15 protein-coding genes are annotated in these 13,233 nt (G+C 62.1%); 10 read left to right on the top strand and 5 right to left on the bottom strand.

Annotation, left to right across the window (positions count from 1 at the left end; all coding sequences use genetic code 11):
• Positions 1-10 precede the first annotated feature (10 nt).
• The 3 genes from ACR0EF_RS12675 to ACR0EF_RS12685 form a co-directional block, all read right to left on the bottom strand.
• A complete protein-coding gene (locus ACR0EF_RS12675) occupies positions 11-1,588 on the bottom strand; it encodes a gamma-glutamyltransferase family protein (RefSeq protein ID WP_170372983.1) in 1,578 nt (525 codons plus the stop codon).
• A 188-nt stretch (positions 1,589-1,776) separates the two neighbouring features.
• Positions 1,777-2,238: an ATP-binding protein gene (locus ACR0EF_RS12680; protein WP_170370043.1), complete on the bottom strand. Its 462-nt coding sequence runs from the start codon at positions 2,236-2,238 to the stop codon at positions 1,777-1,779.
• A 20-nt stretch (positions 2,239-2,258) separates the two neighbouring features.
• A complete protein-coding gene (locus tag ACR0EF_RS12685) occupies positions 2,259-2,597 on the bottom strand; it encodes an STAS domain-containing protein (RefSeq protein WP_170342291.1) in 339 nt (112 codons plus the stop codon).
• Between the two features lie 100 nt (positions 2,598-2,697).
• Here ACR0EF_RS12685 and ACR0EF_RS12690 point away from each other — a divergent pair, with 100 nt between their 5' ends.
• Together ACR0EF_RS12690 and ACR0EF_RS12695 are read left to right on the top strand one after the other, a co-directional pair.
• Positions 2,698-3,870, top strand: a complete 1,173-nt coding sequence (locus ACR0EF_RS12690; RefSeq protein WP_170370041.1) for an acetyl-CoA C-acyltransferase — start codon at positions 2,698-2,700, stop codon at positions 3,868-3,870.
• A 73-nt stretch (positions 3,871-3,943) separates the two neighbouring features.
• Entirely contained in the window at positions 3,944-4,399 is a 456-nt protein-coding gene (locus ACR0EF_RS12695; protein WP_170342295.1) for a GAF domain-containing protein, read from the top strand.
• A gap of 5 nt (positions 4,400-4,404) precedes the next feature.
• On the opposite strand, the gene ACR0EF_RS12700 is transcribed toward ACR0EF_RS12695, so the two are convergent.
• Positions 4,405-5,301 carry a cation diffusion facilitator family transporter gene (locus tag ACR0EF_RS12700; protein ID WP_170341329.1) on the bottom strand — a complete coding sequence of 299 codons (897 nt, stop codon included), beginning with the start codon at positions 5,299-5,301 and terminating at the stop codon, positions 4,405-4,407.
• A gap of 38 nt (positions 5,302-5,339) precedes the next feature.
• Positions 5,340-5,612, bottom strand: a complete 273-nt coding sequence (locus ACR0EF_RS12705; RefSeq protein WP_170365999.1) for a DUF1294 domain-containing protein — start codon at positions 5,610-5,612, stop codon at positions 5,340-5,342.
• A gap of 116 nt (positions 5,613-5,728) precedes the next feature.
• On the opposite strand from ACR0EF_RS12705, the gene ACR0EF_RS12710 reads away from it, so the two are divergent.
• From ACR0EF_RS12710 to ACR0EF_RS12745, 8 genes are read left to right on the top strand one after another with little or no spacing between them, the layout of a single operon-like run.
• On the top strand, positions 5,729-6,298 hold the full coding sequence (locus tag ACR0EF_RS12710) for a helix-turn-helix domain-containing protein (protein ID WP_093964278.1): 570 nt from the start codon (positions 5,729-5,731) through the stop codon (positions 6,296-6,298).
• Positions 6,298-6,921 (top strand): LysE family translocator, encoded by a 624-nt coding sequence (locus ACR0EF_RS12715; RefSeq protein ID WP_093964279.1) that lies wholly within the window; start codon positions 6,298-6,300, stop codon positions 6,919-6,921. Before ACR0EF_RS12710 ends, ACR0EF_RS12715 begins: the two co-directional genes overlap by 1 nt.
• A 4-nt stretch (positions 6,922-6,925) precedes the next feature.
• Complete coding sequence (locus ACR0EF_RS12720; RefSeq protein ID WP_170342302.1) at positions 6,926-7,306, top strand: GFA family protein; 381 nt, start codon at positions 6,926-6,928, stop codon at positions 7,304-7,306.
• A gap of 15 nt (positions 7,307-7,321) precedes the next feature.
• Positions 7,322-9,769: a GcvT family protein gene (locus ACR0EF_RS12725; protein ID WP_170372984.1), complete on the top strand. Its 2,448-nt coding sequence runs from the start codon at positions 7,322-7,324 to the stop codon at positions 9,767-9,769.
• A gap of 15 nt (positions 9,770-9,784) precedes the next feature.
• Positions 9,785-10,261: a cupin domain-containing protein gene (locus tag ACR0EF_RS12730; protein WP_093964282.1), complete on the top strand. Its 477-nt coding sequence runs from the start codon at positions 9,785-9,787 to the stop codon at positions 10,259-10,261.
• A gap of 12 nt (positions 10,262-10,273) precedes the next feature.
• The gene (locus ACR0EF_RS12735; RefSeq protein ID WP_170372985.1) at positions 10,274-11,326 is read left to right on the top strand and encodes an alcohol dehydrogenase family protein; all 1,053 of its coding nucleotides are present in this window, start codon (positions 10,274-10,276) and stop codon (positions 11,324-11,326) included.
• A gap of 12 nt (positions 11,327-11,338) precedes the next feature.
• Entirely contained in the window at positions 11,339-12,232 is an 894-nt protein-coding gene (locus tag ACR0EF_RS12740; RefSeq protein WP_170372986.1) for a homocysteine S-methyltransferase family protein, read from the top strand.
• Positions 12,233-12,241: 9 nt separating this feature from the next.
• On the top strand, positions 12,242-13,225 hold the full coding sequence (locus ACR0EF_RS12745) for a GlxA family transcriptional regulator (protein WP_170342312.1): 984 nt from the start codon (positions 12,242-12,244) through the stop codon (positions 13,223-13,225).
• Positions 13,226-13,233: the final 8 nt, after the last annotated feature.

Here is a 13,233-nt window from a genome sequence, read left to right on the forward strand (position 1 = left end):
CGTTGCGGCGTCAGTAACCCAAAGCGCAGCCGTCCTTTCGGGGGTCGCTAGCGCCTTCCAAAACTCCGCTTTGATGGATTCGGATCGCCTGTGCACCGCCCAAAGGTGTTTCCGTCTCGACGACATTGTGGCCCAAGTCTGACAATTGTTGCGCGATCCTGCGGTTGTAGCCCGGTTCGATCTTCAAGATCGAACCGTCGGCAAAAACGCGGGGGGCGTCGACGGCGTGCTGCAGCCCCAAGTCGAAATCCAGAAGGTTGGAAACCAGGCGCGCGTGGCCTGTCGGCTGATAGGCCCCGCCCATCACGCCGAACGGCATGGCTATCTGGCCGTTTTGCTTCAGCATCGCAGGAATGATGGTGTGCATCGGGCGCTTGCCGCCGCCCAGCTCGTTCGGATGCCCCGGTTCAAGGTTGAAACCACATCCGCGGTTCTGCAGGAGAATGCCAAACTTTTCCGAGGCGATGCCCGATCCGAAGCTGTGGAAGATGGAGTAGATCAGAGAAACAGCCATACGATCCCGGTCGACGACCGTGACATAAACCGTGTCCTTGTGCACCGCTTCGGTCAGCGGGGCGGCGGCGGTCATGGCGCGCCGGGGATCAATCAGCTCGGCCAGCTTTGCCGCCGTTTCCGGCGCCAGAAAATGTTCCATGCGCGACGACTGATCCGGGTCGGCGATGAACCGGTTGCGTGCATCGTAGGCCAGCTTGGTCGCCTCGGCTTCGATATGCGCCCGTTCGGCGCCCCACGGGTCCATGCCTGCAATGTCGAAATGCTTGAGGATGTTGAGAAGCAGGATCGCAGTCGCGCCTTGTCCGTTCGGCGGATGTTCCAGCAGTTCAGCGTTGCGGTAGTCACCTCCGACCGGTGAGGCTTCGATGAACTTTGTGTCGTGAAAGTCCGTGGCCGAATGAACACCGCCTCGGGAATTCAACGCGGCCAGCATGTCATCGGCGATTTCGCCCTCGTAAAAGGCGTCACGTCCCCTTCGGGCCACGCGACGCAGGACTTCTGCCTGACCCGGAGCGCGAAACACCTGACCTGTCGTTGGGGCGCGGCCGTCGATCAGATAGTGATCCCGGGCTGCGCCCTGCAGCGTTTCGGCCCCGATCGACCAGTCATGCGCGACGCGAGGTGCAACCGGAACGCCCGTTTCGGCATAGTGAATTGCAGGTTGAAGAAGGGCCTCGATCCCCAATCGACCCTCGGCCTCTGACAGGTGGCAGAATGCGTCAACAGCCCCGGGGATCGTCACCGCTTCGGGGCCGTCAAGTGGCACCGCAGCCAACCCACGGGCCCGCAGATCTTCGGCCGAGGCGCCAGCGGGCGCCCGCCCGGATCCGTTCAGCGCGCGCACCTTCGTTTCGCCGGCGCGATTGTAAAGAGCGAAACAGTCGCCACCCAGACCTGTCATCTGCGGTTCGCAGATGCCCAGAAGTACGCCCGCGGCAATGGCGGCGTCCATCGCGTTTCCGCCGCGGCCCAGAATGTCCAGCGCCACCTTTGCAGCCAGCGGATGCGAGGTTGCGCACATCCCTTCGGTCGACAAAACCTCGGAACGGCCGGGGGCGTGGAAATCGCGCATGGAATGGGTCTCCTCCTGAACGTGTCGACACTAGGGTGCCGATGGCTAATGTCCAGTCATTTCAAGGAGAAGGTCCTCGGCGCCGTTCACTGGGTGGGGGCTGTGACACATGGCGCCGAGGGAAGCTATCTGAGCTACCCCTTGTTTCTGCCGGTCGTTTGCGGCGCGACAATGGTCCGATCTGGGCGTTATTGTGGCCGATCCGCTTTTTTTGTGCGCTCAAACCGCAAGAATAGCAGGTTTTGGCCGTTTCTGCGGTCATACCGCACCTCGTCGGCCAATGTGCGGATCAGGAACCAACCGAATCCACCTTCGGGCAGGTTTGAAGTATCGGTTTCCACACTGGCAGGAATGCCATCAGGCATCTTCAGGCCGGGCAAGGGGTGCCCGGTGTCAGTGATCTGGACCTCCAGGTAATCTTTGGAGTCCAGCACGGAAACCCGAACCATTCCGGGCGCGCGCTCAGCATAGGCGTGTTCGACAACATTGTTGATCGCCTCGGCCAACACGATCTTGATGTCGGCAGTCTTTTGCCCCGGCAAACCGAGATTCGACAGCCCCGCGTGCAACGAAGCGATGGCGCGGCTGGCCTCGGCTTCGACGGCAGGGAACGCCACTTCGAGTCGGCCGTCTTCGCATTTGACTGTCACGCCATTTGCTCCCTGGCGCTTCACTCCAACTCGGAGGCCAGCGCGTCATCCAAGTTGGGATGCAGTTTGAAAACCGTATCCATCCGCGTCAGCCGAAAAACCTTTGCCACGACAGGCTGCAATCCCGCCAGTTCCAGCCTGCGCCCATTTCCAAGTTGCTTCATGGACGCCACGATCGCTCCCAATCCACTGGAGTCTATGAACTCGACCGCAGACAGGTCCAGGATGATCCGTCCGGCGCCATCTGCGGTTTGGGTCCGCATGTCTTCCTTGAACTGTATCGCCATGGCGGCGTCGATGCGGGCGGCGTCGACTGTGATGATCTGCGTCTCGCCTGTCGTTTTGCTGCTCAGTGCCACGTGACTCCCCTCGGATTCCGTCGATCGATCGTAGAAATACGCTAGACGGCATTTCTTACCATTCGGTATCCAAGCACTCGACAAAAGGAGGAGTCGTCACATGAAAGAGGTTGTGATCGCTGGTGCGGCCCGGACGCCGATGGGCGGGTTTCAAGGAATGTTCGACGGCGTGCCTGCGGCGGAACTGGGTGGCGTCGCCATTCGCGCGGCGCTTGAAAACGCCAAGACGCAGACGGTCGACGAGGTTTTGATGGGCTGCGTTCTGCCCGCCGGTCAGGGGCAGGCTCCGGCGCGTCAGGCAGGGTTTGCGGCAGGTCTGGGAGAAGAGGTACCTGCGACCACGCTGAACAAGATGTGCGGGTCGGGCATGAAGGCGGCGATGATGGCGTTCGATCAGATCGCGCTTGGCCATGCAGACTCGATGGTTGCGGGTGGGATGGAAAGCATGACGAATGCGCCCTACTTGCTGCCCAAGATGCGCGGCGGGGCTCGTATCGGTCACGGCCAGGTGGTGGATCACATGTTCCTGGACGGGTTGGAAGATGCCTATGACAAGGGCCGCCTGATGGGCACTTTTGCCGAAGACTGCGCCGAGGCTTATCAATTCACCCGAGAGGCGCAAGACGAATACGCGTTGAAATCGCTGTCGAATGCGCTCGAAGCGCAGGCCAGCGGGGCCTTCTCGGACGAGATCGCAGCCGTCACGGTCCGAAGCCGCAAAGGTGAAATCATTCAGGATTCGGACGAGCAGCCCAAATCGGCGCGGCCGGAAAAGATACCGACGCTGAAGCCGGCATTCCGCAAGGATGGCACGGTGACGGCGGCCAATTCCTCGTCAATCTCGGATGGCGCAGCGGCGCTGGTTCTTGCTGCGGCTGACACGGCCGAGGCGCGCGGCGTGAATGTACGTGCCCGCATCCTGGGCCACGCGAGCCACGCCCAGGCGCCCGGCCTTTTCACGACGGCTCCGGTCCCGGCCGCGCAGAAGCTGCTGGAACAGATCGGTTGGAGCAAGGACGACGTGGACCTGTGGGAAGTGAACGAGGCGTTTGCCGTTGTTCCGATGGCCTTCATGCACGAAATGGGCCTGCCGCGCGACAAGGTCAACGTCAACGGTGGCGCCTGTGCCCTTGGTCATCCGATCGGTGCCTCAGGTGCACGCATCATGGTGACGCTTCTAAATGCACTCGAGAAGCGTGGCCTGAAGCGCGGAGTGGCCGCGATCTGCATCGGAGGCGGCGAAGGCACCGCAATCGCGATCGAGCGGGTTTGACGCTTTGGCATTTTGCCATTAGCTGAACCGGGCCGCAGAGGTTGCGGCCCGGTTGCACATTGGAAATGACCCCATGAAAGCTGACTACGCGCTCTTGTCCAAAACCATCGAAGCCCTGACGGAAGGTGAAACTGACCAGGTCGCTCTGATGGCCACCGTCGCCTGCGAGGTGCATCACAGCGACGACCGCTTTGACTGGACAGGGTTTTACCGTGTGACCGAGCCGGAGTTGTTGAAGATCGGACCCTATCAAGGCGGGCATGGGTGTTTGGTCATTCCGTTCTCGCGCGGGGTCTGCGGGGCAGCAGCGCGGACCGGAGAGGTTCAGCTGGTCCCGGATGTGGATGCGTTTGAGGGGCACATTGCCTGTGCCTCGTCGACCCGGTCCGAATTGGTTCTGCCGGTGCGGGACTCTGCGGGGCAGGTCATCGGGGTCTTTGATATCGACAGCGATCAGCCCGATGCGTTCGAGCAGGCCGATGCCGATGGGCTGTCGCGTATCCTCGCGCAGGTTTTCGGGCGTCTGTAGAACCTTTATTCCGGTTCGATTCCCGAGGCTTTGAGCTGAGAGTCCGGCTCCACGTGAATGATGGTCCGGGCCTCGGGCAGCTTTTCGGCGATTGCATCTTCGATCGCGTCACAGATGTCGTGGGCGTCACCGACTGTCATGTTGCGATCGACGACCAGATGAAATTCGATGAACACGGCTTTGCCGGCCCGTCGGGTGCGCAGATCGTGGATCTGCAAGGCTCCCTGAGACGAGTTCCGAACGGCGGCCTCGATGATGTCCGTGTCCTCGGTGTGGGCCGCTGAATCCATCAGATCTCCGGCCGAATGGAAAATGACCTTCCAACCTTCGCGCAGAATATTCGCGGCCACCAGAATGGCCAGCAACGGGTCAAGAACGGCCCAGCCTGTGAGCAATACGAGGATCAGCCCCAACAAGACCCCGGCCGAGGTCCAGACGTCGGTCATCAGGTGGCGCCCATTGGCGGTCATGGCCGGCGAGCGCCGTTTCTGACCCGCCGAGATCAAGACGCGGGCCCAGACCAGGTTCAGGACCATGGCCGCTGCGTTCACGGCCAGTCCGATCGGTCCGAGCTGGTCCAGGTGAGGCGCGAACAAGGCGCCCCAGGCTTCCTGAATGATCAGGATTGCGGCGAGAACGATCAGGGTCCCCTCGGCGATGGCCGAGAAGTTCTCGGCCTTGTGATGTCCGAAAGGATGATTGCTGTCGGCAGGACGCTCCGCCATTCGAATGGCAAACCACGCCAGCAGCGCGCCAACCACGTTGACCAAAGATTCCATTGCGTCGGAATACAGAGCGACCGACCCGGTCAAATGCCATGCCAGGACCTTGAGCAGCAGCACCAGCAGGGACACCGCCACTGACCCGATGGCCAGCGCCTGGGACGAAGTTCTGTCAATCATTTGCAACCATTGCCCGATCGCACTGCCAAATGCCAGTTTCAAACAGAACTGTAGGTGAGGAACAGGTAGATCGCGCCCGCCTGCAGAGCCGTAATGGCATACAGCAGAGTCGTCAGCCGCTTTTTTCGGGTCTTGTGCCCGAATATCCAGCGACCCAACAAAGCTGCGGGGCTGCCGCCCAACAGCGCCAGTCGCAAAAGCCACTTCTCCGGGACACGCCGCCTGCGTCGGATCGCCCGCAGCTTGTCCCAGCCGAACACCAGCAAAGTCAACGCGTTGATGGCCCAGAAATACAGAATGACGATCCACATTCCGCAGCCATAGCGTGGAAGGATCAGGATCGGTAGTGAAAAATCTCTTGGAATTTTCACCGATTCGGGACATCGTGAAAAATGTGACGTAAATTTCATGAATCGGGGGTGGTAGCGTGAACGACCAGGCCCATATCGCTGCGACGCTGGGGGCGGACATTCGCGCGCTGCGCAAGGCGCGCGGGTTGACGCTGACCGATATCGCTTCGCGGTTGGACCGGTCGGTGGGCTGGCTCAGCCAGGTCGAGCGCGATTTGTCTGCTCCGTCGATCTCGGATCTGCGCCTGATCGCGGAATGCCTGGGTGTGCCGATGTCGATGCTGTTCGCCCATACCGGCGTTCTGGCCGAGGAACAGGGCTATGTGGTTCGCGCCGGTTCGCGCCGGCCGATGGGGTCGGGCGAGGAAGGGCTGATCGAGGAATTGCTGTCGCCTGACCTGACCGATGATTTCGAGATGGTGCATTCCACCTTTGAGCCCCACTCCCGGATGCAGACCCCGGCCAACCGTCCGACGCAGGAGGTTGGATACATGATCTCGGGCCGTCTCGACCTTACGATCGGAGGCCGAAATTTCACCGTCGGCGTCGGGGACAGCTTTCGGATCAAGCACGAACCCTATCAATGGGCGAACCCTTACGACGAACCCGCCGTGGCCGTCTGGGTGATTGCTCCGCCGGTGTACTGATGAGCTTTGAGGCCTGGACCATATTCGCGCTGTTCTGGGTGGTGTTCGTGACCACGCCGGGTCCGAATGCGGTGAATTGTATCTCGAACGGGATGAGCCTGCCATTTCCCAAGGCGATGCTTGGGGTTCTGGCGATCCTGACCCAGGCCAGCGCCTTTCTGATCCTGTCGGCTCTGGGGGTGACAGCCCTGATCGCGGCCTCGCCAACCGGGTTTTTTGTGGCCAAGCTGATCGGGGCGGGGTTCCTGATCTGGATGGGACTCCGGGGGTGGATGAACGCCGCGCGTCCCGCGCCGGCCAGCCAGCGCCCGGCCCGCCATGTCTATCTCCATGCCTTGGCCGTCGCCACGATCAATCCAAAGAGCGTCGCAGGTTACCTGGCCGCGTTTTCCCAGTTCGTGCAGCCTGATGTGCCGATCTGGCAGCAAATGGCGATCATCATGCCGACGGCGCTGATCATCACGACGCTCAGCTACACCGGGTTCACACTGTTGGGTGCGGTGATGGGGCGGGCGGCGCTGGGCGCCGTGTTCAACGTCTGGGTGCGCCGCGTCATGGCCACCTGTTTCATCATTTATGGCGTCCTGCTGGGAACCAGCGCGGCACCTGCAGGAAAGGGATAGAACCATGCAAAAAGGATCGTGCCTTTGCGGTTCGGTGGCCTTCACGATCAACGGAGAGCTGTCACCGCCCTCGGCCTGCCACTGCGGGCAATGCCGTCGGCAGTCTGGGCATTATTGGGCCTCGACCGCGACCCACCAGGACAACCTGACCCTGAACAGCAGCGATACTCTGGGATGGTTTCAGGCTTCGGACACGGCCCGGCGTGGTTTCTGCAAGGCATGCGGAAGCTTTCTGTTCTGGCAGCACAAGGACGAAGACACGATTTCGGTTTCGATGGGGGCTCTGGACCAGCCCACTCAGTTGAAACTGGCCCGCCACATCTTCGTGGCGGACAAGGGCGACTACTACGACATCACGGATGAACTGCCCCAAAGGGCACAATGACAGGGATCTAGAAACATGAGCGATTTTCCGACCAAGGCCCGCGTGGTCATCATCGGCGGCGGCGTCGTAGGGGCGTCCTCGCTGTACCATTTGGCCAAAAAGGGCTGGACCGACTGCGTTCTGCTGGAAAAGAACGAGCTGACCGCAGGGTCGACCTGGCACGCGGCGGGCAACGTGCCGACCTTCTCGACCTCGTGGGCGATCATGAACATGCAGCGCTATTCGACCGAACTGTATTCGCGCCTTGGCGAAGAGGTCGACTACCCGATGAACTACCACGTGTCCGGCTCGATCCGTCTGGCGCACAGCAAAGAGCGGATGCAGGAGTTCCAGCGGGCCATGTCGATGGGCCGCTACCAGGGAATCCCGATGGAAATGTGGACGCCGGAGCAGGCCAAGGAACGCTACCCGTTCCTGGAAACTCATGATCTTGAGGGCGTTCTGTATGACCCGACCGATGGGGACATCGACCCTGCGCAGCTGACCCAGGCGCTGGCCAAGGGCGCACGCGACATGGGGCAGAAGATCATCCGGTTCTGCCCGGCCACCGGCGTAACCCAGCATGACGACGGCACCTGGACCGTCCACACCGAAAAGGGCGACATCGACTGCGACTGTGTCGTCAACGCGGCCGGCTACTACGCGCAGCGTGTGGGCGAATGGTTCAAACCCTTTGGCGGCCGCACCGTACCCGCGATGGTCATGAGCCACCAGTATCTGCTGACTGATGAGATCCCCGAGGTCGAAGCCTGGTCCAAGGAAAACGGCGGCAAGCTGCCGCTGCTGCGCGACGTGGATATCTCCTACTACCTGCGGCAGGAAAAGCACGGCTTCAATCTCGGCCCCTACGAGCCCAACTGCAAGGGCCACTGGATGACCGAGGACGACCCGATGCCTGAGGATTTCAGCTTTCAGCTGTGGAACGATGATCTGGACCGGATCGAGGACATCGTCACCGACGCGATGGAGCGGGTGCCGCTGATGGCGACCTCGGGCGTGGGCCGCGTGATCAACGGGCCGATCCCTTATGCGCCGGATGGCCTGCCCCTGATTGGCCCGATGCCGGGGGTCAAGAACGCCTTCGAGGCGCATACCTTCACCTTCGGCATCGCCCAAGGCGGCGGTGCAGGCAAAGTTCTGGCCGAATGGATCGTGGATGGCGCCACCGAATGGGATATGTGGGCCGTCGATCCGCGCCGCTACACCGATTACACCGATCAGGATTACTGCAACCAGAAGGGAATGGAGGTCTACGGCAACGAATACGCCATGCACTTCCCCCATCACGAATGGCCCGCCGCGCGCGACAAGAAGCTGTCGCCGGTTCACGCCAAGGTCAAGGAACTGGGCGGCGTCATGGGCGTCTACAACGGCTGGGAACGCGCCAACTGGTTCGCGCAGCCGGGGGATGACACTTCCGAGGAAAGCACCCACACCTGGGGCCGCTCGGGTCCGTGGGAGCAGCGGATCAAGGAAGAATGCGAGGCCGTGCGCGACCATTGCGGCGTGCTCGACCTGCCGGGTTTCTCGCGCTTTGTCGTCAAGGGCGAAGGCGCGGCCGAGGCGTTGCGCGGGCTGGTCACCGGCGGCCTGCCCAAGGTGGGGCGGATCAACCTCGTCTACATCGCCGACGATCGCGGCCGCATCCTGACCGAGATGTCCTGCATGCGTCTGGGCGAGGATGACTTCGTGATGATCACCGCCGCCACCGCGCAATGGCACGACCGCGACATCCTTGTGAACGCGATGCCCTCGGGTGTCACGGTCGAGGACGTGACCACCACCCGCGATACGCTGATCGTGACCGGTCCGAAATCGCGTGAGATCCTGTCGGGCCTGACCGATGCCGACCTCTCGCTGGGCTGGCTGACCCATCAGGCGGCCACCGTGGCCGGACAGCCCGCCCACCTGATCCGCGTATCCTTTGCCGGCGAGTTGGGTTGGGAGGTGCATGCGTTAAACGAGCACATGCCCGCGATCTATGACGCGATCCTCGCCGCCGGGGCCAAGCCGTTTGGCATGTATGCGCTGAACTCACTGCGTATCGAGAAGGGCTATCGCGCATGGAAGGGCGATCTCAGCACCGACTACTCGCTGCTCGAAGGCGGGCTGGAGCGCTTCATCAAGTTCGACAAGCCGCAGGATTTCCCGGGCAAGGCCGCGTTGCTGGCGGAAAAGCAGCGTGGAGCGAAGAAGTCTTTCGTTACTCTGGTCGTCGAGGCCGGTGACTGCGATGCGCCTTACATGTCCTGCATCTGGCAGGGCGACCAGATCGTGGGCGAGACCACATCGGGCGCCTGGGGCTATCGTGTCGGCAAGTCCGTCGCGCTGGGTATGATCAAGGCCGATCTGGCCAACCCGGGCACCGAGCTTGAGGTGGAAATCTACGGCGAAAAGTGTCGCGCCGTGGTACAGGAGGATCAGCCGCTGTGGGATCCCGCAAACGAGCGGCTGCGCGCCTGAAACAAGGAGGCCCATATGCGCCCGCGATATTCCAAGCAGGGACCCGGTGAGGGTCCCAACTATGACTGGGAGAATGACCATACCTTCGTGAAGGTTTCCGGTCAGGACACGGGCGGGGCCTACACCCTGATGGAAGACAACTTGAAGGCCAGCTTCGCGCTTGGCCTTCATCGCCACGACAGCCACGCCGAGACTTTCTATTTCCTCGAGGGCGCCGTGGATTTCTACGTCGACGGAGATTGGCACCTGTGCACGCCGGGCACCACCATGCATGTTCCGCCGGGTGTGCCGCATGCCTGCCGCGTCGCCGACAACAAACCGGCACGAATGCTCATGATCTTTCAACCCTCCGGGTTTGACGGTTTCCTTGCGGAACTGGCAACCATGACCCAGGCAGATTTTGAGGACGAGGCCAAGATGGCCGATCTGAATGCCCGCTACGACATCGTGCCGATGGGGCCGGTGCCGCCCCATCCCGACGACCAGACCTGAGAAGCCAGCGAAATGAATGCTCCAAAGACGATGTGCGGTGTCTATCTGACAGGTCACGGTGGTCCAGAAGTTCTGGAATGGCGCGAGGATATTCCGGTTCCAGAACCCGGGTCCGGGCAGGTTCTGGTCCGCGTGGTCGCGGCAGGCGTCAACAACACCGACATCAACACGCGGATCGGATGGTATTCCTCGGACGTCACCGGCGCGACGGACGCGGTTGACCAAGAGGTCGAAGCCGGCGGGTGGGGCGGCGCGCTGTCCTTTCCCCGCATTCAAGGCGGAGATCTTTGCGGTATCGTGGAGCAGATCGGGCCGGGTGCCGGCTTCAAACCGGGGCAACGCGTGACCTGCCCGATCAACCTGCCGCGCCCGCGCCCGGGTAACCCGACAGGCTTCATCGCGCTTGGGTCCGAGATCGACGGGGCTTTTGCGCAATACTGCCTGCTCGAGGCGGATGACCTCTATGACGTGACCGCCTCACCGCTGTCGGACGTGGAAATCGCCGCCATCCCTTGTGCGTTCGGGACGGCCGAGAACCTGTTGACCCGCGCGGGCGTGACCGCCGGGCACAAGGTGCTGATCACCGGCGCCTCGGGCGGCGTCGGGCTGGCGGCCGTGCAATTGGGAGCCTTGCGGGGAGCAACCGTCTGGGCGGTGACCAGTGCGGCCAAGGCCGAAGTGGTGCGGGCGCAGGGTGCGGCTGGGACGTTCGACCGCGACACGCCGCTGCCGCCGGACAGCTTTGACGTGGTGATCGACGTAGTCGGCGGCCCGGCCTTTCCCGGACTGATCCGGACGCTGAAGCCGGGCGGCCAATATGCCGTGTCCGGGGCCATCGCCGGCCCGATCGTGCAGGCCGACCTGCGCGAGATCTACCTGCGTGACATCACGATCCACGGCTGCACCCATCAGGCTTTCGAGGTCTTCGGCCGGTTGGTCGAGTTGATGAACGCGGGTCGGATCAAGCCGTTGATTTCCAAGACTTACCCGCTGCGCGAGATCGTGCAGGCGCAGACGGCCTTTCAATCAAAGACCCTGCCCGGAAAGCTGGTTCTCATACCGTAAGGAGGCACCGAGATGGCAGACATCACGCTGTTGGATGGTTCGATCGGTCAAGAGCTGGTCAAACGTCGTGGCGAACAGCCAACCGCCTTGTGGTCAACCCGCGTAATGATCGACGAGCCGGGGTTGGTCGGAGAGATCCATCGGGATTATTTCGACCGCGGGGCAACCGTCGCGACGACAAACACCTACGCCGTGCACCGCTCTCGCCTCGTACGAGCGGGGATCGAGGACCAGCTGGAGCAACTCATAGATGCGGCTCTGACACAGGCCGAACTGGCGCGCGATGGGCGGGTGGGACGTATCGCCGGCGCGCTGGGCCCCTTGCTGGCCACCTATCGCCCCGATCTGAACCCCGATCCCGACGAGGCCGCGCAGAAATTCGCGGAACTGGTGCGATTGATGCAGAACCGGGTGGACCTGTTTCTGATCGAAACCGTCTCGTCCGTGACCGAGGCCGAAGGCGCGCTGCGTGGAACAGAAGGCTGTGGCAAGCCGGTCTGGCTGGCCCTGTCGGTCATGGACGAGGACGGTACGCGGCTGAGGTCGGGCGAACCGCTGGGCGCGATAGCGCCACTGGTCGAACGCTTCGATCCCCAGGCGGTTCTGATCAATTGCACCCGACCCGAGGCGGTGCCCGCGGCGCTGGAGATCCTTGCGGAACTTGAAAAGCCCTACGGTGCCTACGCGAATGGTTTCACCCGGATTTCCGACGGCTTCCTGAAAGACGCTCCGACAGTCGACGCGCTGGAGGCGCGCCACGATCTGGACCCGTCGGCCTATGCCGTACATGCGATGAGTTGGGTTGACCAAGGGGCCACGATCATCGGTGGATGCTGCGAAGTGGGCCCTGAGCACATCGAAGCTTTGGCCAACGCCCTGCGCTCGGCCGGGCACAGGATCGTGTGAGTGGCGGGTATGGCGGAGAAACCGGACCCTGGAAAACCCGAAGGCGTCAAGGCGCAGTGGCATTTTGACATCATCACCGCGCCGGGCTTCGTTCTGCTGGAACTGGCGTCGGTGGTGGATGTGCTGCGTCTCGCCAATCGGGTTTGCCCGCACCCGCCGTTCACTTATGCCTATCGGTCGCTCAAGGGAGGGACCATCGTCAGCAGCAGCGGCGCCAGCATTCCGACCCAGCCCGTTACGCGCCAACCGGACGCCGACTATCTGTTCGTGATCGGCAACACCGACCCGGACCAGCCCGAGCTGTCGCTGGGCCGGGTTGTGTCCGACTATACCTATCGCGGTGCGCAGGTCTTTTTGCTGGCCGAGGCCGCCAGCCGATACATCGACGAACACGGAACGCCCGACATGGCAACACATTGGGAAAACGCGTCGATCTTCCGCGAACGCGGTGCCCGGTTCGAGGCCAAGCTTTCGATCGCGACCGAGCAGGGCCCGGTCGTGACCTGCGCGGGAATGGGGGCCACGGCCGATATTGCTTTGGCGGTGATCGGGCGTCACATCTCGGGGCCGGCCAAGATGACGGTGGCTGACATCATGCTGCACGAACACATCCGCGATTTTTCGTCGTTGCAGCCGTTTTCGGGCGCCAAGACGACAACGACCGGGGACGCCCGGCTGGATCAGTGCATCAAGTTGATGCAGGCCAATATCGAAGATCCATTGCCCATCAATCAACTGGTCGAAGAGCTTGGAATGTCGAACCGCTCGCTGGAGCGCAAATTCAAGACATTCTTCGGCACCACGCCGAACGGGTTCTATCGGGAGATGCGGTTGGCCAAGGCCAACAACCTGCTTTTGAATACCACTATGAGCGTGCGCGAAATCGGCCTCGCCTGCGGCTTTCCCAACGGGTTCTCATCCGTCTACAAAAGCTTTTTCGGGATCACGCCATTCGCTCTGCGCCGCCAGAAACGCCAATCGGCGCTGCGGTGATTTTTGTG

This window comes from Ruegeria sp. CG8, assembly GCF_056537165.1.